Below are 23,838 nucleotides of genomic sequence, written 5' to 3'. Positions count from 1 at the left end.
ATTTTTATGAGTGTAGCAAAAGCACTGACAATAGCTGGCTCTGATAGCGGAGGAGGAGCCGGAATTCAAGCAGACTTAAAAACATTTCAAGAGCGTAAAGTATTTGGTATGTCCGCTATCACAGCGGTAACGGCTCAAAACACTCTAGGTGTTCAAGGGGTATATCCGCTCACTGAGGAAGCAATTGCCAAGCAAATTGACTCAGTTGTTACCGATTTACGCCCAGATGCCATTAAGACAGGCATGCTTTTTAGCTCAGATATTATCCGTATTGTGGCGGATAAGCTGCATAAGTACGAACTGAAAAACGTAGTAGTCGACCCGGTTATGATCGCAAAAGGCGGACAATCATTACTTCAGCAAGAAGCTATTGTTGCGTTAAATGATGTACTGCTACCACTATCCGAAGTTGTGACGCCTAATATTCCCGAAGCAGAAATTATGACAGGATATGAAATTACAACGATGGAACAGCGAAGAGAAGCAGCCAAAAATCTTCATAGCCTTGGAGTGAAAAATGTAGTCATAAAAGGGGGCCACGATCAATCCCAAGAGGAGATGATTGATTTAGTCTATGACGGTCAGTTCTTTCATGAAATTGTTCATAAGCGCGTAGATACGAAGCATACGCACGGAACAGGTTGTACGTTTGCTGCTTGTGTAGCAGCCGAGTTAGCTAAAGGAGCAACTATTCTAGAAGCCGTTCAGCTTGCTTCGGATTTCGTCCATGCTGCGATTAAGGATACGCTAGAAATTGGAAATGGGCATGGACCTACAAATCATTGGGCTTATCGGAAGCTTACGTAAAGTAGCATCTCAAAAACAGCATCTCTGCTTTCGAGATGCTGTTTTCTATTCACTTATGCCAACTCGGCAATGGGGAAATCGCGGATTTAACATTTCCTCATAAATAAAATGAGCGGTGTCACCCGTAGATATCTTTTTCCCATCTAAGGGAAGGACGTTTTTTTCAACGCGGTAGTGCGCTGTAATATTTCCATCAGGTAAGTAAGTAGGGCATACAATCGTCCAAAGAAGATTACTTTCTTTCAAGGTCAAAAACCCTTTTAGGTGATCTTCAGCAGCTCTTGTAAGCTTACGCTTTGATTCACTAGACTGAAATCGATATAGTGAAGGTTCTGTTCGAGATTGTAAGATTCCTGCGGTGCCGACAGTAATAATTCGCTCAATACTATGCCTAGTCATTACTTTTATAATTACAGGTATGCTTTCTGAAATGACGTTAGCTCCATCGGTACTAAGTGTACTAATGACAGCATTCTGTCCCTGAAACAAACAATCCAATACTTTTTCTTCACGAGCGTCGCCTTCAATTACCTTCAAGTTAGTATGTGAAATAGGCAGGCGGTGCACATTCCGAACTAAAGCTGTTACCTTGTGATTGTTTTCCAATAATAGTTCAATAAGCTGTTGACCAACGCGTCCCGTTGCACCTAATAAAGCAATATCCAAATTGCATCTCTCCTTTATGTAAACATACGAAGGGCATGAATCTTTCTTTCATAGAATATAATAAAGCAGTTTCTAGAAATAGCCAAATAAAATCGGTTTGTCATAGCAGTTGACATTCATTTTCAAATAGAAAGGTTTCTGATATGATATATTTGTACTATTTTGCACTAAAGGGTAAACGCAATGATGTAGTATAAAATTTTATTATTTTTTTAGGAGAGTGAATGACCTTTGGTAGACCTACCCCTGAGTCAAATTATTTTGTTGGCAGTTCTTATCTTATTATCAGCTTTCTTTTCATCTGCTGAAACAGCTTTTTCAAGTGTAAATAAAATACGCCTGAAAAACTATGCTGATGAAAAAAGAAGAGGAAGCAAAAAAGCGCTGTTGATTACTGAAAACTTTGACCAAGCGTTATCCACCATTTTAATTGGAAATAACATTGTAAACATTGCTGCATCTTCTATTTCAGCGAAGGTAGCAATTGATTTATTCGGCGGTAATTCAGCGCTTGTCATTAGTACAGTAGTTATGACCATCTTAATTTTAATTTTTGGTGAAGTATTACCTAAATCATTAGCAAAAGAGCATGCAGAAAGCTTTACATTGATGATATCCGGTATTTTATACTTTTTAATTAAAGTACTAACACCAATCTCTTATCTTTTTGTTTTGCTGAAGTCTGGTGTGTCAAAACTATTCACAGGTAAAGAATATAGCCCTTCAGTTACTGAAGAAGAAATTAAAGTAATGGTTGACCTGAGTGAAGAGGAAGGCGTTATTGATAATCAAGAAAAAGAGCTTGTTCATCGTTCGTTAGAGTTTAATGAAATTGTTGTTGGACAAATTCTTAAACCAAGAATCGATATGGTAGCGATAGAGGTCAATCAGCCGATTGATGAAATAAAAGAAATCTTTTTAGAAGAACGATATTCGCGAATTCCAGTTTATGAAGATAATATTGACAATATTATTGGAATTTTATCAGAACGTGATTTTTTAACATATTTAGTTCAAGAAAAAGAAGTAAATCTTCGTGAATTAGTACGTGAGCCAATGTTTGTAGTCGAATCAATGAAAATTTCTGTTTTACTACCTGAATTACAGAAGAACAAAGTACATATGGCAATCGTTGTAGATGAATTTGGTGGTACTTCAGGTCTGGTGACGCTTGAAGATATTTTAGAAGAAATTGTAGGAGAAATTTGGGATGAACACGATGAAGCTGTTCGCTATGTGGATCAAATTAGTGAAACAGAGTTTGAATTTAATACGGAAATCCCCCTTGATGATTTCTTAAAATATGTTGAGGTGCCGGCACCAGAAAGTTCGTATCATACCCTTGGTGGCTGGATTTTTGAACAGTTTGAACGAGTTCCTGTTGCAGGAGATTTCTTTAGTTATGAAGGCGTAACGTTTACAATTAAAGAGGTTGAAAATCGTCGTATTCGTAAAGTCAATGTTCAAGTTCAGTCAGCGTCAAATAATGAATTGGAAATAGCAGACTAGAAATCGTATCTTGTCTATTGTAAAAATAAAAAGCACCTCAACAGTTGTTGAGGTGCTATAGCCATGTTATAAAATTGTGTAAATATTAGTACTTGCCGCCACCTAATTGTTGCTCAGCTAATTGTACTAAGCGCTTAGTGATTTCTCCACCAACAGATCCGTTTGCGCGAGCTGTTGTGTCTGGCCCTAAGTTTACGCCAAATTCACTTGCGATTTCGAATTTCATTTGATCGATAGCAGCTTGAGCTCCAGGTGCTACTAACTTGTTTGATGAATTGCTGTTTGATGCTTTTTGGTAGTTTGCCATGTTTATTCATCTCCTCGTTAGATAAAATAATAGTAGTATGGTTGGGCTAGCTGGAATTGAACCAGCGTCGATAAGTTTAGCAAGAAACTTATCTGCCTACCTCGGCGTAGCCCAGTAGTAAATGCTTGCTTTGTTGTTACTAGTAGTATGACAAAGCACTTAAAAGTTTATACATAAGAAAATATTAGTAATTATTGGTAATTTGGATGGAGATCAGTAGAGTAGAAATAATGGAGTTGCACATATTATGTATATCTTATCGAAGTAAAGAAGGGGTAAGGAAATGATGCATATATGTGAGCTTTGCAATGGGCTGTCTACTTTATCTGAATATTGTAAGGTATGTGGCTATGAGTTAAGCGATATGGGAAAGATTAGCGACTATTTCGATGATTACAGCGCGTATATGGAAATTGATGAATTAAAGCTTGAAAACGGCATTTCAAATGATTATGTGCAGCATATTTGCACACACTTTTTCTATTGTCAGAGATGTCAGCACGAAGAGATTAAGTTCATTAAAGAATAAAAAAAGAGAAGAGGGAACTCTTCTCTTTTTTTATTCTTATTCTTTTTCTGCACGAATGCGGCTTTCTGTTTCTGCATCAAAGAAGTGAGATTTATTTAAGTTTAATGCTAAAGTAAGCTTTTGTTGAGCTTTTACTTCAGAACGAGCGTCTACGCGAGCGACAAAGTCTTGTCCGCCAATTTTAGCATACACCATTGTTTCAGCTCCCATTAGCTCTGAAACATCCACATTAACGGTTACTTTTGTGCCAGCTGAAGCTTCAATGAAGACAGGCTCATCATGAAAATCTTCAGGACGGATACCTAGAATTACTTCTTTATTTACATAGCCTTGGTCACGTAATACTTTCATTTTCCCTTCTGGAACTGCAAGAACAGAATCACCAACCGTAATTTTACCATCAGATAGGTTTCCTTTTAAGAAGTTCATAGCAGGTGAACCAATGAATCCGCCTACGAATACATTTTCTGGCTTTTCGTATACTTCTTTAGGCGTTCCAACTTGTTGAATGATACCGTCTTTCATAACAACTAAGCGGCTAGCCATTGTCATTGCTTCCGTTTGGTCATGCGTAACGTAAATTGTTGTTGTACCTAATCGTTGGTGCAACTTAGCAATTTCAGAGCGCATTTGCACACGAAGCTTTGCATCTAAGTTTGATAGTGGCTCATCCATTAGGAATACTTTTGCGTCACGAACGATTGCACGTCCTAATGCTACACGCTGACGCTGCCCCCCTGATAAAGCTTTTGGTTTGCGGTCTAGATATTGCTCTAACCCAAGAATGCGCGCAGCATCTTTTACACGACGATCAATTTCATCTTTTGGAAGCTTACGAAGCTTTAATCCAAACGCCATGTTGTCATATACAGTCATATGAGGATATAACGCATAGTTTTGGAACACCATCGCAATATCACGGTCTTTTGGCGCAACGTCATTCACGCGCTTATCGTCGATATAGAAATCACCTTGTGAAATTTCTTCTAAGCCTGCTACCATTCGTAGAGTTGTTGATTTACCGCAACCAGATGGTCCAACGAATACGATAAACTCTTTGTCTTCAATGTGAAGGTTAAAATCTTTTACAGCCGTTACGTTTTTATCATAAATTTTATAAATATGCTCTAATTTTAATTCAGCCATTTTTTATTCTCCCCCTTGAGTATGTACCTTGTTATTATGAAACCGCTTTCTGTATAAACAGTGTACGATGAATAAGAAAACCGGTAAATGGCAGATGTGCACAAAAAAATGAAAAGGTTTTCGTGCATGTTTACGAAAACCTTTTCATTTTATTAATTCAGCGACTCGGCTGCTAATATGGCAAGGTAGGCTGAAACAGCTCCTTGAAAATTTTTAATATCTAGATCGGTTCGGTCAATAAACTTATCGATGCGATACTGCAGACTGTTGCGATGCATATATAGTTTCTTTGCCGCAAGCGATACGTTAAGATTGCATTCTAAATAACATTTAACAGTGTTAAGTAAAGTCTCGTCATCTTTTATTAACGATAAAATAGTATTCATTTGTTCCTTGGCAGCGGGAGACATCTCTTTAATCAACCAATATGGGAGCGTTGTTGAAAGCTTAATCACTTTTTCTTTTTCAAACACTTTTTGAACTTGTTCAAACCAGCTTTTTTCCATGTGAAAAGCATGAGAGGGTGAAAAAGGAAAAGAGTGAAGTTGGCCTTCAAAAAATTGCATATCACTTTCAAAATCATGTGATAAAATCGTTACGCTATCCTGTAAATCTCTTGTTAACTCTGATGAATCCACTACTTTTTCAATAATTACACCGCTTTGTAAGTTGTCCCATAAGATTGTAATGGGAGTCGCATACATGGATGAAAGAGCATCTTCAAACTCTGTGCGCTGTTCAAACAAACGTTTAATTGAAAAATAAGTAAAACGAATCAGCTTGAATTTATCCAATTTATTTATTACTGTAGGCTTATCTTCGAATAGTAGCTGATACCAATACGATTGTTCCGCTGAGAGCGTGGCGGTCATTGGTTCGTAAGGAATAAGAAATGCTGAGAGTAGAGCAAGTTCTTTCTCAGAAAGCGCGTCTTGCTCGATTCCAATAAAATGATATTCATCGCTTCGAAACCATTTGTATCGGTGGAATTGGTAGGGAACATCTGAATATAGTAGTTTATTGCCAAAGATGTTTTTTAGCTGCTCCATCATGAAACTCCTTTCTACTCTTTACTTTTAACTAGTCTTGATAGACGTGAAATAACATTAGTTCATGAATAAGAGAAATGACTTCTTCTCGATTAATGTTTGGAGAGAGTGGATGTTTAAACTGAACTTCCCCGGTCTTTAAATAGTCTGCTTCGTAATAAGTACCACTTATATAAAAGGAGATGAACCATCCCGGCATTTCTTTTTGGTGATACAAAGGCTTGATTCGGAAATGTGTAATCATAAAAAATCCCCTTTCTCATTTTCACCGCTTTTTAATAAGCTTATCATGAGAAGAGGAAATGGAAAGCAATTATTTTAAAAATTCGTTAATTTATAAAATAACCTTACCAGATGCTTGATACCAACGGATCGGATGTGAGGTTCATCAAAGACCATCGGCTTGGCGTTGATTTCAAAGATGTAATAATCACCGGCTTTTGTTCTTCCAATATCAAGTGAAAATTCTCCAACAAATTGAAAGTGCTGATGAAGTTGCTGACCACATGCATCTACTAGAGATGTTAAAAAAGAATGGTCTATATCATAAGAGAGCTCTTCAATAGATTTAATAATTCCCCCATTTAATGTGTGAGTGGTTACGGTTTGACGCTCGCTTTGTCTCACTCCAATTCCACTGATAATGTATCGTTTTTTAAAGCGATTAGCTAGTATGCGGAGGTCATAGCGCATGTCTTGAAGAGTATCGGTGTCAATCGTTTCTTGAACAAGATAAGAGCGGGTAGGGATAGGCACATGTTCAAGAGAAAGGTAGGTCTTTTTTTGATGAGAACTTTCATATTGAATGCTTCCATCGTGATGAGATGTTAAGGTGAAAATTCCTTTCCCTTTGCTACCGTGAATTGGTTTTAAGTACACTTTTTGATGGTTTTTAAGCATCGTACGTACATCTTCAAGCGATAAAAGTAGTCGAGTATCAGGAAGGTGCTTTTGTATAGTCGGGTTTTTTGATAATAGCTCATATGTCTCCCACTTGGAAAAAAAGCTGGTGTTAAAGAGTGGAATCCGAAGCTGCTTGCTTTGAGAAAGTAATATTTTAAGTTTTTTATGCTCAGTAAAGCGATTTGGAAAGCGATTATAGATAAAATCAGGAAGAGGAAACGTAGCGTGGCACCACTGATCGCTTATTTCCTCAAAATAACTTCCATATACGTAATGTTTGTGAAACTGTTCAGGAGAAAATAAAACAAGTATTCCTCCAGTTTGTTGTAAAGCTTGATGAATTTCTTTAAAGAGAAGGTGTTGCTTCTGGTTCAGGGTATTTAAAACAGCGTTGCTCGTAATAATTCCAATTATAGGGCCTGCTTTACTTCCTCTAGTTCGCAAGCGAAAGGAAGCTTTAGTAGGGTCAAGCTTAACCGGAAGCTCAACACCTTGTGTACCCCACACATAGGAGGAATGTAATTCTTGGTGGTACCAAGTATCGTCTGTTTCACTATAATAAACGGTAATCATGGACGTGAAGCCTCAAGGGATAAAATAGCTTGCTTTGACAAGAAAATGGCATATTCCAACGCAAGCTTTCTTGTATATTGATCTTCTTTTCGTAGAGATGGATGTGAAAAAATAGATCGACCTGGCTTGGAGTTGGCTTCAAACATCCATATGTTTCCTCTCGTATCAACCCCGAAGTCGAATCCAATTTCACCAATAAGTCCTTCCACCTGATGATCTAATGCTAAGCTGATGAGCAGAGCGGTACTTTCCAATAGCTTCTGTATTTTCTTTCTTGTTTCTGGATTCGTAAAAACGCGCTGTAAGGGTTCGATTTCCCCTCCATTTGTCATGTGTGTCGTGACTGTTTCTCCACCACTTATTTTTGCTGCAACAGCAGATAATTCCCATTGATTGTTTAAGTTTTTATTGGTATGAACTCGGAAATCGACAATTCGGTTATCTTTTTTTAATAGTGGAATGGCTTGCTGTGCAATATAGTGCTCTCTCTCATTTGTTTTAAATACCTCATCAACTAAGATGGCTAGCGAAGTATGTGTTTTTTTTATTAAGCTTTCTTCTTTAAAGCAAAGCTGATAAACGTTCTGACCAGAACAATAGGAAAGCGTATAAATACCACGGCCTAAACTTCCATTTTTGGGTTTCAAATAGATTGAACCGTAGTTTTCTACCATTCGAGACAACTGATCTAAGCTTGGCGCATCAATGGTGTACGGCAAGAATCCTTTAACTGCTTCATCCTTTTGTAGAAGGGTATGAACCGTCCACTTGTTAAAGAAGTTAGGGTTAAAGAGCGGAATTTGATATTCATCGGCTAATTTTTCTTTAATCATTTTAAAGGCATCAAGACTTTCTGTTTTTCGATTGGGTAATCGGTTATAAATGACATTTGGAAGAGGAACTTCTCGTTGCTCCCAACCGCTTGATGTATAAAAATAACCTAAGATTGTGCCAGAATCCCACTTAATATGATGAATGCCAAATAAAAAAGGAATGCCTCCAGTCATTGAAGCTGTAGACAAAAGCTTAGCAAACAGTAAAGAGCGTTTTCCAATTGGACGTAGCAAAGAGCCTGTAAACCCTGCGGATAATACGCCGATTAATGGACCGATATAGATGCTATGCTCATCGGTATAGATATGAACATCATGATGAGTCGAAAGATGCAATAAACCCAGCAGGTTTTGTGAAATTTTGATTTCATTCACAGCTTCAGGGGCTTCATAAATCTGACAAGTAGAAGAAAACGTACCGAAATAAATAGTATCTAATTTATGATGATAAAGAGAGGATGGTACATACAGTACATCCTCTTGTTCCGGTAACACCTTTAATTGAAAAAGTAAGTTAGTCATTTTTCTACTCCTTATGCTGAGATGAAGGTAAAGTAGCTAAATATGAGCAATAGGCCATCACATTTTCATACATCTCTTCAGTGGATTCTGGAGTGGTTTCAATAATTGTTTTTCTTCCAGGTTTTGAATTTAAATCAAGCAGCCAAATGCTATAGTCTCTAGAAATACAAATATCTAAGCCAAGTTCAAAAAGAGAGGGAAGCTGAGCTTCTAGTGCAAGCGGTATTCGGTTACATAAGCTGCTTATTTCATCTGCGATAAATGTAGCTTTATGAGGAGGAAGTCGCTTCATCAACTCCTCAAATGGTGAAATAGAAGCACCGTAGCTAATATTTGTAATAAATGAGTCTTCTTTTCCTTTTCGAACGCCTCTTCCAATTTCGTGCCAATTTCCTCTCTTATCTTTTTGTAATAAAACGCGCACATCAAGAGGAGAGTATTGAAGCGATAAGAGCGGAATGAAAGGCTGAGCAAGATACGTTCCATTTTGCATAATGTTAAACAGCCAAGCATGAAAATCTGCTAGCTGTGTGAACTGCTTTGTTTGAAGACCTTTTTTGGAATAAAAGGATGCTTCAATAATTCGAAAGCGTTGAACAAGCTTAACAATTCCTTTTCCTTGTGCACCCGCAATAGGTTTTAGAATAATGGCATCGTGTAAGCGTAACAGCTGCGTTACTTGCTCTTCAGCCGTAATTTTCGTTGTTGAAGGAAGATAAGGAGAAATATTATCATCTTTTATGAGCTCTGTATAAACATCCCATTTATTCGGTAGCCCGTATCCAAGGAACGTAATCGTTGGATTTTGTTTCAGCCAGTTGACAATGGGTATAGCTTTTTTAGAGAGGGAATCTCCGCGATAAAAGCAGCGATCATAAATAAACATAGGAAGAGAGAATGTATCATATTGCCATTCGTTTGTTTCTGAATTATATTTATAGCCCGTAATTTTCTGTGATACCGGCTGAAGTTGAAAGGGCGTAAATCGATAAAAATCAATATTGTACGCAGCCGCATACTTTGCAAGGTTGGTTGCATATTCTACTTCCTGCTCGGGATGAATGGTAATAAAACCTAATGAAATCATAAGAAAGACCTCCTCATCTTAATGAAAACGTGTAATAAAAAGGCAATAATTCATAAGTGCTTTAGTGGATGGACGAATCGTTTGAGAGGCTTCGTCACTTTGTTTAGAAGGCTTTGTATTTACTTCGATAATCCAAGGCTGCCCGTTAGCATCGATAGCTAAGTCAATGCCAAACTCGGCATAAGTTTCATCTTGGAATGGTAAGTTAACACAAATTTCAAGCGCAATCTCTTTTAATAAAGCGATGATATGTTTAGCGGTATGTTCATCATATAATGAAGTGAGTATATGTTTTGGTGAATAAATTTCCCCTCCTCGTGCAACGTTTGAGACAAAGAATCCTTTTTGTGAAACTCGTGTTACAATCGATGTTACGTTCCATTTTGCATGAGACTGTTTGTGACAAAGAATACGAAAGTCAAAGGGGCACCCCTTATACGTTTGAAGGTTAATTCCTTCTTGGATGATAAACCCTTGTTTTTTTAACGTGTGAAAGAGAGTTTCAAATATGTCATGCGGGGAATCGTATTCTTTTTTAAACTCATGGCCAACCGTAGTATAATCAAGTTGATATTGAGCGTCGACTTGTGCGATTTTAAAAATGTGTTTACCTTGGCTACCGTGTATAGGTTTTAGAAAAATGGTTTGGTAGGATGACAGTGCATCTAATAGATCTTGCTTAGACCGCAGTTGATACGTATCCGGTAAATAGGTGTTTAAGTGGACTGTTTGCGACAAGCGTTCAAACACCTTCCACTTGTTTAAGTAATGAGCGTTAAAAAAGGGAATTTCATTGTCCATTGCTTGAATAGTAAGTTCTTGAAACTTAACCGTATTCTCCGTTTTTCGATTGTGGATTCGGTTATGAATGACATTTGGCAGAGGTACATCTTGAAGTATCCAAGAATTACGTTGGAACGTATAACCTTTTTTCGTTCCTTTCAGTAAGTCATCCAGTGTACTCACATAAAAGAAGCAGTTTTCCGAATCGCTAAGAGAGGCAAACTCTTCACAGAAAGTTGTTATACTGCCAAAAAGATCTAGCGAAGACTTAATTTCCGTGACGACACAAATAACTGGACCAATTAATAGTTCATCCTTAGATGGAGAAGAAAATCGCAAAACGATTTCATCTTCAAATAGTCCCCATTCTTGTAAAAGAGTTTTACAACACATAATACAGTAATCAGAGCTTTTAAATGGTATAATACTCACTTCTTTGTGCATACGACCGAATGTGATGGTAATATGAGTATCACAGCTAAGTTTTTGGCAAAGTCCATGACTCATGTAAACCTGATTTTTACCCAGCTTTGACTGAGATGCTTTAATCGTTACGCATGGAGGGTTCATAAATACGTCCTCATTTTTGATTTTATAGGCGAATGCTGATATATCCTATGACTTGCAAAGAGAATATGTGAGAGAATTTGTAACAGAAAGGTCGAAGAAAATAATGGAACAGTTTATTACAATTATTATTATGGCTGTTATTGGGGCAGTCATCGGTGGTGTTACGAACCACTTAGCTATTAAAATGTTGTTTCATCCATACGAAGCCAAGTATATATTTGGGAAAAGGATTCCATTTACTCCTGGACTTATCCCAAAAAGACGAGATGAACTTGCTGTTCAGCTTGGAAAAACGGTGGTTGATCACTTATTAACACCGGAAAGCTTAAAAAGAAAGTTAAAAGATCCAGCCTTTCATCAAATCTTGTTAGGAATGGCAAATGACGGGCTTAAAAAGGTATTTACAACGAAGCAAACGTTAACTGAACTGCTTGATGCTATCGGGATTAAAGACGCTCAAGATAAGACAAATAAGGCTATTCGTAAGCTTGTAGAAAAGAAGTATATTGAATTTATGATGAGCAAATCAGGTCAATCGCTTTCTTCTTTATTAAGTAAGGGTACAAAGCAAAAGGTCGAGCAAGTTATTCCTGTTATCGCCAAACAAATTTGTGAAAAAGCGGTTGATTATTTTGAAAGCGAAGAGGGGAAACAGCGCTTAGAACGTATGATTGATGACTTTTTAATGAAAAAGGGAATGCTTGGAAACATGATTCAAATGTTTCTTGGAAATGCAAAGGTCATTGATAAGGTTCAACCAGAGATTATTAAATTCTTTAAGCATGAAGGAACGAGTGAATTATTTGAAAGTCTAATTGAAAAAGAGTGGAAGAAGCTGCAAGAAAAGACGGTAGATGAGGCAGAAGCGTTTATCGGAAGAGAGACAGTATTAGAGGGTATTCAGAATATTGTTGATCGTACTGTATCGGTAGAAAGCTTATTTGAAAAGCCTGTTTCTGAGCTTGTAGCACCTGCTCATTCGTATGTGCAAAAGGTTGTGCCAGTCGCTGTTGAAAAAGCAGGTGATTTTTTAGTAGGGCGCATTGATTCATTAATGAGCCAGCTCAAGTTAGAAGATATTGTTCGTGAACAGGTAGAGTCGTTTTCAGTCGAGCGCATTGAGGAATTAATTTTAGGGATTTCAAAGCGCGAATTTAAGATGATCACGTATCTAGGAGCTTTACTTGGAGGGATAATTGGAGTGGTTCAAGGCATTATTGCTCTGTTTCTTGTCTAGATATTGACCAAACGAAAGAAAGAATGGGCTTACTCCTTATTTGGGGTTTTACTTTATTTGATGGATTTTGAGAAATAAAGGTCTTAAGCTGAATTTCTCGCCATAATTTGTTATAGTAGTTGGGAAGATGATTATAGTAAAAAAATTTAGGAGGACGTTTATATGTCTGTAAACTTGTACGATGTAGCAAATGAATTAGAAAGAGCCATTCGTCAAAGCGACGATTATACAAACCTAAAAAGCTTGTATGCGGCTGTAAACAATGACGAAGGTTCAAAGCAATTATTTGAGCGCTTTCGTACATTACAAATGGAATTACAGCAAAAGCAAATGACGGGTCAAGAAATCACGGAGGAAGAAGTTCAACGAGCACAGCAAACAGTAGCGATCGTTCAACAAGATGAAAATATCGCGAAGTTAATGGAAGCTGAGCAACGTATGAGCATGGTAATTGGTGAATTAAACAAAATTATCATGAAGCCATTAGAAGAGTTATACGCTGAATAATAGCTTAAGTGATAAAAGCGGTTAGGACTAATTTTAGTTCTAGTCGCTTTTTTTGTACAGAAGGAACACATGCAAAAAGGGCAATTTCTACTCCGGATTGTTTGGTCTCCACGAGACGGGCACTGAATCTTCTTGTCACTACGTTCCCGAGAGACCTTGAGCAGCCTCGCTATTCCTGCAGGAGTCATACATCTTTCATTTTAATTATGGATTTCTGTCATAGGAGAAGTCCTCACTATCTCTATGCCTGATTATGTCCGCGCTTAAATTTCAAAAAAATAACAGTAACTTATTTACAAATAAATACATATGTTATATAGTTAGTTACATAAGTAACTAACCAAAGAACTTAGAAGGTGGTCGTATGGATTTTAAATTAAGAGAGGATCTGCCGATTTTCCAGCAGATTGCAGAGCAGGTTGAAACCAGTATATTGGATGGATCCATTCAAGAAGGTGACCGTGTTCCTTCTACGAATGAGTTTGCCAAGTACTATCAAATTAATCCAGCCACTGCTGCTAAAGGAGTTAATCAGCTTGTTGACCAAGAAATTTTGTTTAAGAAGAGGGGCGTAGGGATGTTTGTAGCAGATGGAGCTAGGAGTATTATTTTAGAAAAAAGAAAAAAGGCATTTTTTGATCAATACATCGTCCCCTTAAAGCAAGAAGCTGAAAAGCTAGGAATCCAGCTTGAGGAACTACAGTCTTTATTAAAGAGGGAGGAATAAGGTTGAATATTGCGGTTGAACACGTTACAAAAACGTTTGGGGAGAAAACGGCTTTAAGTAATTTAAGTTTACAGCTGGAAGCTAATAAAATTTATGGTTTGCTGGGAAGGAACGGAGCAGGAAAAACCACGCTTATGCAGATGCTAGCAGGACACATCACACCAACTGATGGTCAGGTGAAAGTTGAGGGGCTATCACCTTTTGAAAATCGAGAGGTTTTGAAGAATATTTGTTTCATTAGTGAGAATAACAACTTTAAAAAAAAGCTTAAAATTAAAGATGTTTTAAAAGTGGCATCTCTTGTTTATCCAAACTGGTCACAAGATATTGCGAATGATTTATTAACACGTTTTAATCTTGAAGGGAAAATGAGTACTAAAGGCTTATCAAAAGGAATGGAATCTGCTTTAGGCATCACGATTGGTTTAGCTAGTCAAGCACCGCTTACCATTTTTGACGAGCCATATATTGGATTAGATGCGTCAGCACGCTATTTGTTTTACGATTTGATTTTGGAAGCGTACGAGGAGAAACCTCGAACAATTATTTTATCTACACATTTAATTGATGAAGTAAGTAATTTATTTGAAGAAGTAGTGGTTATTCAAAAAGGCAAGAAGCTGCTGCATGAAACAGCGGAAAATATGATGAATAAAGCTCTTCATATTAGCGGGAAAGAAGAAGTAGTTGATGCTTTTATTAAAAACCAGAACGTGATTTATGAATCGACTCTTGTAGGGAAAAAATCTGCTGTGTTATATGGTGAATCCCATAATCCTAGTGAAGTACGTGAGCATGGTTTAACGATTGAATCTATTAACGTTCAACAATTAATGGTTTATCTCACAGAAGATAAAAGGAGTGGAAAGCTTTATGTTTAAAGATATAAAAGCAATGCTATATTATTTATTTCTTGACCACCGCTCGTCGATTTTAATCTTTTGGAGCATCTTTATTGGAAGTATCTTGGCTATTTTAACAATTACGATGGCTGCTGATACTTCTGTTATGGTCGTGTCACCGAGCTTACCGATTCTTATTTTCTGTGGAATTGCAGGATTTGTAATGGTAAAAGAGTCGCTGCCTTTTTGTATTAAAATGGGCATGACTCGAAAAAGCTTTTTAACAAGCGTTTTTTTATTTAACATGTTGTTAGCGATTGGAATATCTATTATTCAGGCTTTTGTAAATGAACTATTTCGTCTGGTCGTTGATATCACATCTACACAAGTTAAAATTTTTAGTACTATTGAAGCTACTACTATGAATCCTACTTGGTACAACCAACTTTTATTTGACTCCATTCTTTGTTTCTTCTTGTTATCAGCGGGGCTTTTATTAGGAAGCATCTTTTACCGCACAGGCTTAATTGGAGGGGCAATTGCTATTGCTTTTTTATTTGGACTGCTTTTATTTTCAACTACAAGAGACTGGCTTGTTGAACTGTTTGTCACAATAAACGATTCGTTTCAAGTCACCCCTAACCTCGGTATAATATTGGTACTGGCTGTTTTAACGGTTATACCGACATGGCTATTGCTCAGAAAAGCATCAACAATCTCATATAACGTACGATAAAATCACATTTTAATCCCTTCTAATTACTGTCATATGCTCATATAACTAATTATCAAGTTTTTTTAAAATAAATACCAACGTTCTAACGTGGTAATAATCTGAGAGACATCTGAGAAGGAAGGGATTTAACAATGACATATCGATTACTAGCGTTAAATATTGATGGTACCATTTTAAATAGTCAAGGCCGTGTGACAAAAGAAACGAAAGAAGCAATTCAGTTCGTTAAAAATAAAGGCGTCTATGTTACGCTCGTAACGAATCGCCACTTTCCATCTGCTCGAAAAATTGCAAGGAGCTTAAAAATTCATCCAACAATGCTCATTACACACAGTGGTGGATTTATTGCTTCTTCGGTTGATAAACCCGTATTAGACCGAAGATTAAGCGAGGAAAAAACGTTTAATCTTATTCAGCTGTTAGAGAACTTTAACTGTCATATTCGAATTTTACATGAACGCTTTTCAATTGGTAATCGTGTAAAGCTTCCAAATAATATCGTTGCTAAAACGATGTTAAAAACAGGGGAGCCGCTCTTTTATCCTGTTCAGTTTGTAGACTCATTGGGAGATACGTTAAGGGATGAGCCAGTATCGACTCCAAAGATAGAAGTGTATTTTGCAGATAAAAGAGAAAAGGAATATGCAGAACAGACCATTGCATCTGCGGTAAAGGATATTGAATGGTTTTCTTATCCTAACGAAAATCGGTGCTACATTACGCCAAAAGGAGCGAATAAAGCATCGGGTATTCGCTATGTTGCAAGTCGACTAGGAATTCCAATGGAAGATGTCGTTTCAATCGGCAATTGTTATGATGACGTGGAAATGATTGAGCAAGCCGGTATGGGTGTAGCGATGGGACATTCACCAACCGATCTTAAAATGCTGGCTGATTGGGTTACAAGGTCAAACAATGAAAACGGAGTGGCATATATGATTAAAGAGCTGTTTAGAAAACAGCAGCGATTAGGTTACTTGAATCAACTTGATGGGACTAAACTAAACTAAGGCATAGAGGCTAGGGCAAAAGTATTTCAGGGAATCATCAATCCGAACTATTGAGAGTTAACAACTCTTTTATAGTTCGGATTTTTTGTTGGTTGATAAGCTATTTTAGAGAACTAGTGTTTGAAGCATGATGGAATGGACTTGTTATTATAACCTAAACATCTTAGAAAAGGCATAATCCGTTTTTTAATTCAGCAGCAATTGACCGAGTCATTGATGTTCTGTAAACTGATATAAGCTTATCTATGTTTAAAATTGAAAGGTGATTATCGTGAAAATATATGTTAAAGGGTTAGAAGACGAACGGTTTCTTCGACCGCTTCAGCTCATTTCGGATTTATTCTTTGAAGAGAGCGATGTTTCTTTTACTCCAAATCAAGAAGACTTACAAATTACGTTTACACTAACTGTCAATGAGCAGATTTCAGCACATATTTCCTTAGAGGCTCGAGACGACGATAAAGTATATACAGAAGAACTATCAAAGCCAAACTTAATAGGTTTAGCTGAAAAAGAACAGTTTAAGCAAGTGAAAAATGTTGTCCTTCGCGCCTTCTTAGCTGTGCTCCAAGAGTATACGAATATCGTACAAAAGTGGGGAGTTCTAACGGGAATTCGTCCAACAAAGCTTCTTCATATGAAGCTTCAAGCTGGAAAAACAAAAAAGGAAGCTCATCAGGAGTTGAAAGAGCAGTATTTAATTACGGACGATAAAATTCAACTGATGCAGGATATTGTTGATCGCCAACTAGCTGCTGTTCCGGATCTTCATGAGTTAGCTAATGAAGTTAGTATCTATATTGGCATTCCTTTTTGTCCGACAAAATGCGCATACTGCACGTTTCCCGCGTATGCAATTAACGGGCGCCAAGGTTCGGTAAATTCATTTCTAGGCGGCCTTCACTACGAAATGCGAGAAATTGGAAAATGGTTAAAAGAACACAATATTAAAATTACAACCGTTTATTACGGTGGAGGAACACCGACAAGCATTACTGCTGAAGAAATGGACATGCTGTATGAAGAAATGTATGAATCCTTTCCTAATGTAAAAAACATTCGTGAAATTACGGTGGAAGCAGGTCGTCCTGATACCATTACAGCTGATAAGTTAAAAGTGCTGCAAAAATGGAATATTGACCGCATTAGCGTCAACCCGCAGTCGTATACGCAAGAGACGTTAAAAGCGATCGGACGCCATCATACGGTTGAAGAGACGATTGAAAAATTCCATTTATCTCGTGAAATGAACATGAACAATATTAATATGGATTTGATTATTGGGTTACCAAATGAAGGTGTAACGGAGTTTGCACATACGTTAAAAGAATCAAAGAAGCTGTTGCCTGAATCATTGACGGTTCATACGCTTTCTTTTAAGCGTGCATCTGAAATGACGCAAAATAAGCGTAAATATAAAGTGGCTGATCGTTATGAAATCAGCAAGATGATGGATATGGCAACAGAGTGGACAAAAGAAAATGGCTACAAGCCTTACTATTTGTATCGTCAAAAAAATATTTTAGGTAATCTTGAAAATGTCGGCTATGCATTTCCAGGTCAAGAGAGCATCTATAATATTATGATTATGGAAGAGAAACAGACGATTATTGGATTAGGGTGCGGAGCTTCTAGTAAATTTGTTCATCCAAAGACAGGTGTGATTACGCGTTTTGCTAATCCGAAAGATCCTAAGTCATACAATGATGGGTTTAAGCACTATACAGAAGAAAAAATTAAGTTGTTAACTGATTTATTCAATGTTTAATAGAAACTGCCATGTATTTATTCCGAAAATACATGGCAGTTTTTAATTTGCATAAAGAGAAGGAAATATGTCGAAGACGATTGAATATATAATCTGTTGCAAGCGTTTTCTAAAAAAGAGTGAGGTGCTGTCCAATGATGAATGTACAATTAACGATTCCTTCAATGATGGAGCGAGCGGAGACGTTTTTTAAGAAAAAGCAGGTTGTTTCAAGATCCACAAAAGGGATGGAGCGTTTTACCTATGAGGAAACGGGAAAAAGAACGCGAAAACTCTCTTCCATGCTAATAGAGCTGGGAGTAGAACGAGGTGACCGTGTTGGAACGTTTGCTTGGAATCATCATCGCCATTTAGAAGCTTATTTTGCAATTCCAGGAATTGGTGCTGTACTGCACACCATTAATATTCGCTTAGATCCTCAGCAAATCATTTATGTCATTAACCATGCAAAAGATAAAGTACTTTTGATTGATGAGTGCTTTTTACCGCTCTTTGAAAAAATCCACCAAGAACTACCTCACGTAGAAGCCTATATTATTATGTCTGACGAACACTCGCTGCCTGAAAGTAGTGTAAAGCCAATTTATCATTATGAAGAGCTGCTGAAGCGAGGAGACGAAACGTTTGCTTTTCTTTCAGATATTCAAGAAGAAGAGCCCGCAGGAATCTGCTACACTTCCGCTACTACAGGTAAGCCAAAAGGAGTTGTTTATTCACATCGAGGCATTTATTTGCACTGCATGGCACTCGGATTAAGAGATGGTGCAGAGCTGTCTGAAGCTGATATTGCTATGCCGGTAGTTCCGATGTTCCACGTTAATGCATGGGGCTTACCGTTTGCTGCTGTGTGGCTTGGCACAACGCTGGTAATGCCAGGAGCTTTTTTTACTCCGGCTATCTTAGCGGAGATGATTCAAAACGAAAAAGTAACGATTGCAGCTGGAGTACCAACAATATGGTTAGGTTTACTGCAAGAGCTTGAAAAAGGCGAATATGATACCAGTCATGTGCGTGCGTTTTTATGTGGAGGATCTGCGGCACCACCGAGCGTTATTCAACGCTTTGAAGAAAAGTTTAATATTCCCTTTATGCATGCGTACGGTATGACAGAAACCAGTCCGCTTGTCACGATATCTAGGTTAAAGAGCTATCAAGAAGAGAAGTCTGCTCCTGAGAGGTTAGCATTAAAGGCTAAGCAGGGGTTTCTTGTTCCTGGAGTTGAAATGAAAGTAATCGGTCAGACCGGAGAAGTAGCTTGGGATGGTAATGAAATGGGAGAGCTCTTGCTCAGAGGGCCTTGGATTGCTTCGGAATACTACGAAGATGAACGTACGAGCGAAGCGTTTAGAGATGGCTGGCTATATACAGGAGACGTGGTTACGGTTGATGAAGAAGGTTTTATTAAAATTGTTGACCGTACAAAAGATTTAATTAAAAGTGGTGGAGAATGGATTTCATCAGTGGACATTGAGAATGCACTGATGGGGCATGAAGGGGTCTTTGAAGCATCAGTTATTGCTGTGCCCCATGAAAAATGGCAGGAACGTCCAGTAGCTTGTGTTGTTTTAAAGGAAGGATATGCAGCACAAGTAACTAAAGAAGATATCATCACCTTCCTTGAGCCACAATTTGCGAAGTGGTGGCTTCCGGATGATGTGATTTTTATGGACGAAATTCCGAAAACAACCGTGGGCAAATTTCTAAAACGAGCACTTCGTGAACAAGTACTAGAACGCTATGAATTGAAAGGGTGAAGGAAGATGACTGTAAATTTAAAAGTTGTTGAATTAGAAGTGAAAGAACGTGTAGCTATTTTATCTTTAAATCGACCAGAATCATTAAATGCGCTTAATGTAGAAGTGCTGCAGCAGCTTGTTCAATGCTTAAAAGAAGTGGAAGAGAGTCAAACTGATATTGTCGTCTTACAGGGGAAAGGAAACGTATTTTCAGCAGGTGGCGATATCAAAATGATGCTAGATCCAAACAGAGCGGATTCGTTTAATAAAGTAATGGATTTAATCAATGAAGTGACGGTAAGGTTATATGCCCTTCCGCAGCTTACCATCAGCGCTATTCACGGAGCAGCAGCTGGCTTAGGGCTTAGCATTGCGCTAGCGAGTGATTATGTGATTGCGCAAAGAGATGCGAAGATTGCTATGAATTTTATTGGAATTGGGCTTATTCCAGATGGAGGAGGCCACTTCTTACTAGCAAAACGTCTCGGTAATCACCGCGCAAAACAGCTTATTTGGCAGGGCGAAACGCTATCAGCAGAAAAAGCGTATGAAATTGGGATAATTGATGAAGTAAAAGAAGGAGATTTGGCGAAGCATGTAGAAGATTATGTTTCATACTGGCTCAAAAAGCCAGCGCTTGCTTTAAAAGAGACGAAACGAATTTTCGTTGAAACGTCAATTGAAGAGCTGAAGACTGTATTACAGTTAGAGAAAAGAAGTCAGTTTAGAATGAGCCAAAGTGATGATCATCAAGAGGGGATTGAAGCATTTTTGGCGAAACGTTTGCCGGTGTTTAATCAGCGTTCAAAAGATATTTCCGAAAATTAAGTGAACTAGTTTAAAAGCAAGTGTTTTTGTCTATCATGTAGATAGAGCATGTTTAAAAAATTAGCATCAGTGGTATCAAAAGATAATAATAGAAATTAATGAGGTGATTGAAAGATGAATAAAACAGATTTAGTAAATGCAGTAGCTTCAAAATCGGAATTAACAAAAGCAGACGCATCAAAAGCAGTAGATGCACTATTAGACACAATTTCTACAACATTAGGTCAAGGTGAAAAAATTCAGCTTATCGGTTTTGGTACATTTGAAGTTCGTGAGCGTGCAGCTCGTACAGGACGCAACCCACAAACTGGTGAAGAAATGCAAATCCCAGCTTCTAAAGTACCAGCATTTAAAGCAGGTAAAGAACTAAAAGAAGCTGTAAAGTAAATAAAAAAGCGTGGTTTCTTATTAGAAACCGCGCTTTTTTATTTTAACGATGAAATAATACAAGTTTCCCGTTAGCCTGTACGCATCGGTGCGTTTTTTCATGGTAATTTAAATCCGTTAATTTGTTCATTCCAATTTCTTTTGCATCCTGTTCACTTGCAGCTTCAAACGTTTCATCCAATAATTTTTCTCCGTCTTTTTCAAAGACTGTTAGCGTATACATTGTCATGAAGACCTCTCCTTTAGAAAATGAATATCAGTTCATTTTATTAAAATTCGAATTTTATATTGAAAATTCCTGCTTCGGTTTACAACTACATAAAATTTCCATACAATGAGTAGTAGGTCTAACTGAGTGATTCTTTCAGCATGTAGCCAAAGTTATACCGGTTAGTAAAAAATGAAATCACGCAAATCCAATTTTGTGAAACGTTTTGCTCATTTCTATTAGTTTGTTTCTTTGGTGAATACAAGATTGTTGTTTCACGAGATAGTTAGAGCATGACTTTATTAAAAGGAGGAGAAACATGTCTCTGTTATTGACGGATGTGTCAAAGCAATACGGCTCATTTACAGCCGTAAACAATTTATCGTTACATATTCCAAAAGGTGAGATATTTGGATTTTTAGGAGCTAATGGTGCAGGAAAAACAACAACGTTTCGAATGGTATTAGGCTTGATTGAACAATCAGCGGGAATTATTACGTGGAATGATGCACCAATTACATACGAAACAAGTAATATCGTGGGTTATTTACCCGAAGAGAGAGGGCTATACCCGAAATTAAAAGTACGAGATCAGCTTGTTTATCTTGGTAAACTAAGAGGGATGAACAAGAATGCTATTTTAACAGAAATGGATTATTGGTTGAAGCGTTTTAACGTACCTGACTATGCGAATAAAAAGGTAGAAGAACTATCAAAAGGAAATCAACAAAAAATTCAGTTCATCGCGTCAGTTATTCACCGTCCAGAACTTCTGATTTTAGATGAACCGTTTAGCGGACTGGATCCGGTGAATGTTGAGCTTCTTAAGTCAGCGGTTATTGACTTAAAAGAGAGAGGAACAACAATCGTCTTTTCAAGCCACCGTATGGAACACGTGGAAGAACTTTGTGAGCATTTATGCATCATGCACCATGGTCGACCTGTTGTACACGGTAAGCTAGGAGACATTAAACGTTCTTTTGGTAAGAAGAATGTTATTGTACATGGAGAAGGTCCATTTGAACGCTTAGAAGCTGTTGATGGAGTTGTCAAAATGAAACAAACGGTTGAAGGTGTTAATCTGCAAATTGAGAATGAAGGCGTGTCCCAAGCCATTTTTAAAGAGCTGAATGACTTTTCGTTTGTGCGAAAATTTATTGTAGAAGAGCCTTCTCTAAATGATATTTTCATTGAAAAGGTAGGTGCTTCTTATGAATAAATTTTGGATCATCGTAGCGCATACGTACTTAAACAAGCTTAAGACAAAATCGTTTATCATTACGACTGCCATTACAGTCCTGCTTTTATTAGGAATTACGAACTTAGATACAATTATTAAAGCATTTGATAATGACGAGCAAACGACTGTGGGAGTTCTGAGTGAATCCGAAGAGACGTACAGCGCATTCAAGGAAAATATGAAACTCATTGATGAAGATTTAGCGCTAAAAGAAATTAAGTCGGAGTCAGAAGCGAAGAAACAGGTCAAGGACGAAGAGATTGAAGGGTATATTCAGCTATCAATTAATAGTGAAGAGTTACCACAAGGTGTTTACAAGTCCAATTCTTTAGCAGAATCTGCAGTTGTGACTTCATTACAACAAGGTCTTCAACAAATGAAAGTTGCTTATGCTACTCAGAAAGTTGATTTAGATCCTCAGCAGATTGAAGAGATTTATAGTCCCGTTGCATTTGAAAAAGAAGCGTTAGTGGATAATGCGAAAACAGAGGAAGAGCTGAATCAAGCTAGGGGACTTGTGTACGTCTTACTGTTCGTTATTTATTTCTCCGTTATTATGTACGGCAGCATGATTGCGATGGAAGTTGCGACTGAAAAGTCATCAAGAGTGATGGAAATTCTTGTATCCAGCGTTTCACCCGTAAAGCAAATGTTTGCAAAAATTGCAGGGATCGCGCTGCTAAGCTTGACTCAGTTTACAATTATTGCTGCGGTTGGCTATACGTCTTTACAAGGAAGTTCCAGCGAACTCTCTGAATTCCTAGGATTTTCAGATGTACCGATTCAGACGTTTGTGTATGCTTTCATTTTCTTCATCTTAGGCTATCTCTTATTTGCAACGCTAGCTGCGTTTTTAGGCTCTCTGGTTAGCCGTATTGAAGATGTACAGCAAATGATTACGCCAATGACGCTTGTTATTGTAGCGGCATTTATGATTGCTATGTTCGGTTTAGGAAAGCCTGATGCATCATTTATTACCATCACGTCATTTATTCCGTTTTTTGCGCCGATGATCATGTTTTTACGCGTTGGAATGCTAACAGTGCCTGCATGGGAAATTGCGCTTTCCATTGGCTTACTCGTTGCGACAATCGGCTTGTTAGCTGTGTTTGGTGCTCGAGTTTATCGAGGTGGCGTTTTAATGTACGGAAAATCTTCATCGTTTAAAGATATTAAAAAAGCACTTCAGCTAACAAAGAAAGAATCTATAAAGAAATAACAATAGAAAAGGCATGAGCTCATAGCGTAATGGAGTTCATGCCTTTTTTGTTCGAGTCGTGCATTAACGAAGTGATGGTGTTAAAATAAATGTAAAGGAATGACAGGTT

At 37.6% G+C, this 23,838-nt stretch carries 25 protein-coding genes and 1 tRNA gene; 15 read left to right on the top strand and 11 right to left on the bottom strand.

The window, feature by feature from the left end:
• The first annotated feature begins 6 nt into the window (after window positions 1-6).
• A complete protein-coding gene (thiD, locus tag V2145_RS16260; RefSeq protein ID WP_094912674.1) occupies window positions 7-807 on the top strand; it encodes a bifunctional hydroxymethylpyrimidine kinase/phosphomethylpyrimidine kinase in 801 nt (266 codons plus the stop codon).
• Between the two features lie 45 nt (window positions 808-852).
• On the opposite strand, the gene V2145_RS16255 is transcribed toward thiD, so the two are convergent.
• Complete coding sequence (locus V2145_RS16255; RefSeq protein WP_330988008.1) at window positions 853-1,473, bottom strand: NAD(P)-dependent oxidoreductase; 621 nt, start codon at window positions 1,471-1,473, stop codon at window positions 853-855.
• Window positions 1,474-1,704: 231 nt separating this feature from the next.
• Between V2145_RS16255 and V2145_RS16250 the strand changes: the two genes are divergently transcribed.
• Entirely contained in the window at window positions 1,705-2,982 is a 1,278-nt protein-coding gene (locus V2145_RS16250; RefSeq protein ID WP_094912676.1) for a hemolysin family protein, read from the top strand.
• Window positions 2,983-3,067: 85 nt separating this feature from the next.
• On the opposite strand, the gene V2145_RS16245 is transcribed toward V2145_RS16250, so the two are convergent.
• Complete coding sequence (locus V2145_RS16245; RefSeq protein WP_025907811.1) at window positions 3,068-3,289, bottom strand: alpha/beta-type small acid-soluble spore protein; 222 nt, start codon at window positions 3,287-3,289, stop codon at window positions 3,068-3,070.
• 38 nt (window positions 3,290-3,327) lie between these two features.
• Window positions 3,328-3,403: transfer RNA gene (locus tag V2145_RS16240), tRNA-OTHER, on the bottom strand.
• Between the two features lie 172 nt (window positions 3,404-3,575).
• On the opposite strand from V2145_RS16240, the gene V2145_RS16235 reads away from it, so the two are divergent.
• A complete protein-coding gene (locus tag V2145_RS16235) occupies window positions 3,576-3,818 on the top strand; it encodes a hypothetical protein (protein ID WP_094912735.1) in 243 nt (80 codons plus the stop codon).
• Between the two features lie 36 nt (window positions 3,819-3,854).
• On the opposite strand, the gene V2145_RS16230 is transcribed toward V2145_RS16235, so the two are convergent.
• The 7 genes from V2145_RS16230 to V2145_RS16200 form a co-directional block, all read right to left on the bottom strand.
• Complete coding sequence (locus tag V2145_RS16230; protein ID WP_330988007.1) at window positions 3,855-4,964, bottom strand: ABC transporter ATP-binding protein; 1,110 nt, start codon at window positions 4,962-4,964, stop codon at window positions 3,855-3,857.
• Between the two features lie 152 nt (window positions 4,965-5,116).
• Entirely contained in the window at window positions 5,117-6,013 is an 897-nt protein-coding gene (locus V2145_RS16225; RefSeq protein ID WP_094912678.1) for a PucR family transcriptional regulator, read from the bottom strand.
• A 31-nt stretch (window positions 6,014-6,044) separates the two neighbouring features.
• A complete protein-coding gene (locus V2145_RS16220) occupies window positions 6,045-6,257 on the bottom strand; it encodes a DUF5342 family protein (protein ID WP_094912679.1) in 213 nt (70 codons plus the stop codon).
• 74 nt (window positions 6,258-6,331) lie between these two features.
• Window positions 6,332-7,489: a YheC/YheD family endospore coat-associated protein gene (locus V2145_RS16215; protein WP_222582596.1), complete on the bottom strand. Its 1,158-nt coding sequence runs from the start codon at window positions 7,487-7,489 to the stop codon at window positions 6,332-6,334.
• A complete protein-coding gene (locus V2145_RS16210) occupies window positions 7,486-8,844 on the bottom strand; it encodes a YheC/YheD family endospore coat-associated protein (RefSeq protein WP_222582597.1) in 1,359 nt (452 codons plus the stop codon). Before V2145_RS16210 ends, V2145_RS16215 begins: the two co-directional genes overlap by 4 nt.
• A gap of 4 nt (window positions 8,845-8,848) precedes the next feature.
• Window positions 8,849-9,931, bottom strand: coding sequence for a YheC/YheD family endospore coat-associated protein (locus V2145_RS16205; protein ID WP_131888530.1), 1,083 nt, complete (start codon window positions 9,929-9,931; stop codon window positions 8,849-8,851).
• A gap of 18 nt (window positions 9,932-9,949) precedes the next feature.
• Complete coding sequence (locus V2145_RS16200) at window positions 9,950-11,284, bottom strand: YheC/YheD family endospore coat-associated protein (RefSeq protein WP_131888529.1); 1,335 nt, start codon at window positions 11,282-11,284, stop codon at window positions 9,950-9,952.
• A gap of 103 nt (window positions 11,285-11,387) precedes the next feature.
• Between V2145_RS16200 and V2145_RS16195 the strand changes: the two genes are divergently transcribed.
• The 10 genes from V2145_RS16195 to V2145_RS16150 all read left to right on the top strand — a co-directional run bounded on the left by V2145_RS16195 (window position 11,388) and on the right by V2145_RS16150 (window position 21,062).
• Complete coding sequence (locus V2145_RS16195) at window positions 11,388-12,521, top strand: DUF445 domain-containing protein (protein WP_131888528.1); 1,134 nt, start codon at window positions 11,388-11,390, stop codon at window positions 12,519-12,521.
• Window positions 12,522-12,683: 162 nt separating this feature from the next.
• Complete coding sequence (locus tag V2145_RS16190; RefSeq protein ID WP_094912685.1) at window positions 12,684-13,028, top strand: YlbF family regulator; 345 nt, start codon at window positions 12,684-12,686, stop codon at window positions 13,026-13,028.
• Between the two features lie 364 nt (window positions 13,029-13,392).
• Window positions 13,393-13,755, top strand: coding sequence for a GntR family transcriptional regulator (locus V2145_RS16185; RefSeq protein ID WP_094912686.1), 363 nt, complete (start codon window positions 13,393-13,395; stop codon window positions 13,753-13,755).
• Between the two features lie 2 nt (window positions 13,756-13,757).
• Window positions 13,758-14,636 (top strand): ABC transporter ATP-binding protein, encoded by an 879-nt coding sequence (locus V2145_RS16180; protein WP_094912687.1) that lies wholly within the window; start codon window positions 13,758-13,760, stop codon window positions 14,634-14,636.
• The gene (locus tag V2145_RS16175) at window positions 14,629-15,333 is read left to right on the top strand and encodes a hypothetical protein (protein ID WP_094912688.1); all 705 of its coding nucleotides are present in this window, start codon (window positions 14,629-14,631) and stop codon (window positions 15,331-15,333) included. Before V2145_RS16180 ends, V2145_RS16175 begins: the two co-directional genes overlap by 8 nt.
• Window positions 15,334-15,464: 131 nt before the next feature.
• The gene (locus tag V2145_RS16170; RefSeq protein ID WP_094912689.1) at window positions 15,465-16,343 is read left to right on the top strand and encodes a Cof-type HAD-IIB family hydrolase; all 879 of its coding nucleotides are present in this window, start codon (window positions 15,465-15,467) and stop codon (window positions 16,341-16,343) included.
• Window positions 16,344-16,614: 271 nt separating this feature from the next.
• Window positions 16,615-18,111: a coproporphyrinogen III oxidase gene (locus tag V2145_RS16165; protein ID WP_330988006.1), complete on the top strand. Its 1,497-nt coding sequence runs from the start codon at window positions 16,615-16,617 to the stop codon at window positions 18,109-18,111.
• Window positions 18,112-18,245: 134 nt separating this feature from the next.
• On the top strand, window positions 18,246-19,865 hold the full coding sequence (locus V2145_RS16160) for a long-chain fatty acid--CoA ligase (protein ID WP_131888523.1): 1,620 nt from the start codon (window positions 18,246-18,248) through the stop codon (window positions 19,863-19,865).
• A gap of 6 nt (window positions 19,866-19,871) precedes the next feature.
• Window positions 19,872-20,675: an enoyl-CoA hydratase gene (locus V2145_RS16155; RefSeq protein ID WP_094912692.1), complete on the top strand. Its 804-nt coding sequence runs from the start codon at window positions 19,872-19,874 to the stop codon at window positions 20,673-20,675.
• 114 nt (window positions 20,676-20,789) lie between these two features.
• On the top strand, window positions 20,790-21,062 hold the full coding sequence (locus V2145_RS16150; RefSeq protein WP_025907794.1) for an HU family DNA-binding protein: 273 nt from the start codon (window positions 20,790-20,792) through the stop codon (window positions 21,060-21,062).
• Between the two features lie 43 nt (window positions 21,063-21,105).
• On the opposite strand, the gene V2145_RS16145 is transcribed toward V2145_RS16150, so the two are convergent.
• Entirely contained in the window at window positions 21,106-21,291 is a 186-nt protein-coding gene (locus tag V2145_RS16145) for a YhzD family protein (protein WP_094912693.1), read from the bottom strand.
• A gap of 298 nt (window positions 21,292-21,589) precedes the next feature.
• Here V2145_RS16145 and V2145_RS16140 point away from each other — a divergent pair, with 298 nt between their 5' ends.
• A complete protein-coding gene (locus V2145_RS16140; RefSeq protein ID WP_094912694.1) occupies window positions 21,590-22,489 on the top strand; it encodes an ABC transporter ATP-binding protein in 900 nt (299 codons plus the stop codon).
• A complete protein-coding gene (locus tag V2145_RS16135; protein WP_094912695.1) occupies window positions 22,482-23,729 on the top strand; it encodes an ABC transporter permease in 1,248 nt (415 codons plus the stop codon). Before V2145_RS16140 ends, V2145_RS16135 begins: the two co-directional genes overlap by 8 nt.
• The last annotated feature ends 109 nt before the right edge of the window (window positions 23,730-23,838 follow it).

It is taken from the genome of Priestia sp. GS2 (genome assembly GCF_036409025.1).
GTDB classification, from domain to species: Bacteria; Bacillota; Bacilli; order Bacillales; family Bacillaceae_H; genus Priestia; species Priestia aryabhattai_A.
The sequence above is the reverse complement of the archived record's forward strand: the minus strand, read 5'-3'. Positions and strand labels throughout refer to the sequence as shown.

Coding starts and splice junctions, on each gene's coding strand:
- thiD (WP_094912674.1), top strand. CDS start 7: ATGAGTGTAGCAAAAGCACTGACAATAGCTGGCTCTGATAGCGGAGGA.
- V2145_RS16245 (WP_025907811.1), bottom strand. CDS start 3,289: ATGGCAAACTACCAAAAAGCATCAAACAGCAATTCATCAAACAAGTTA.
- V2145_RS16235 (WP_094912735.1), top strand. CDS start 3,576: ATGCATATATGTGAGCTTTGCAATGGGCTGTCTACTTTATCTGAATAT.
- V2145_RS16230 (WP_330988007.1), bottom strand. CDS start 4,964: ATGGCTGAATTAAAATTAGAGCATATTTATAAAATTTATGATAAAAAC.
- V2145_RS16225 (WP_094912678.1), bottom strand. CDS start 6,013: ATGGAGCAGCTAAAAAACATCTTTGGCAATAAACTACTATATTCAGAT.
- V2145_RS16220 (WP_094912679.1), bottom strand. CDS start 6,257: ATGATTACACATTTCCGAATCAAGCCTTTGTATCACCAAAAAGAAATG.
- V2145_RS16215 (WP_222582596.1), bottom strand. CDS start 7,489: ATGATTACCGTTTATTATAGTGAAACAGACGATACTTGGTACCACCAA.
- V2145_RS16210 (WP_222582597.1), bottom strand. CDS start 8,844: ATGACTAACTTACTTTTTCAATTAAAGGTGTTACCGGAACAAGAGGAT.
- V2145_RS16205 (WP_131888530.1), bottom strand. CDS start 9,931: ATGATTTCATTAGGTTTTATTACCATTCATCCCGAGCAGGAAGTAGAA.
- V2145_RS16200 (WP_131888529.1), bottom strand. CDS start 11,284: ATGAACCCTCCATGCGTAACGATTAAAGCATCTCAGTCAAAGCTGGGT.
- V2145_RS16195 (WP_131888528.1), top strand. CDS start 11,388: ATGGAACAGTTTATTACAATTATTATTATGGCTGTTATTGGGGCAGTC.
- V2145_RS16190 (WP_094912685.1), top strand. CDS start 12,684: ATGTCTGTAAACTTGTACGATGTAGCAAATGAATTAGAAAGAGCCATT.
- V2145_RS16185 (WP_094912686.1), top strand. CDS start 13,393: ATGGATTTTAAATTAAGAGAGGATCTGCCGATTTTCCAGCAGATTGCA.
- V2145_RS16175 (WP_094912688.1), top strand. CDS start 14,629: ATGTTTAAAGATATAAAAGCAATGCTATATTATTTATTTCTTGACCAC.
- V2145_RS16170 (WP_094912689.1), top strand. CDS start 15,465: ATGACATATCGATTACTAGCGTTAAATATTGATGGTACCATTTTAAAT.
- V2145_RS16160 (WP_131888523.1), top strand. CDS start 18,246: ATGATGAATGTACAATTAACGATTCCTTCAATGATGGAGCGAGCGGAG.
- V2145_RS16155 (WP_094912692.1), top strand. CDS start 19,872: ATGACTGTAAATTTAAAAGTTGTTGAATTAGAAGTGAAAGAACGTGTA.
- V2145_RS16150 (WP_025907794.1), top strand. CDS start 20,790: ATGAATAAAACAGATTTAGTAAATGCAGTAGCTTCAAAATCGGAATTA.
- V2145_RS16145 (WP_094912693.1), bottom strand. CDS start 21,291: ATGACAATGTATACGCTAACAGTCTTTGAAAAAGACGGAGAAAAATTA.
- V2145_RS16140 (WP_094912694.1), top strand. CDS start 21,590: ATGTCTCTGTTATTGACGGATGTGTCAAAGCAATACGGCTCATTTACA.
- V2145_RS16135 (WP_094912695.1), top strand. CDS start 22,482: ATGAATAAATTTTGGATCATCGTAGCGCATACGTACTTAAACAAGCTT.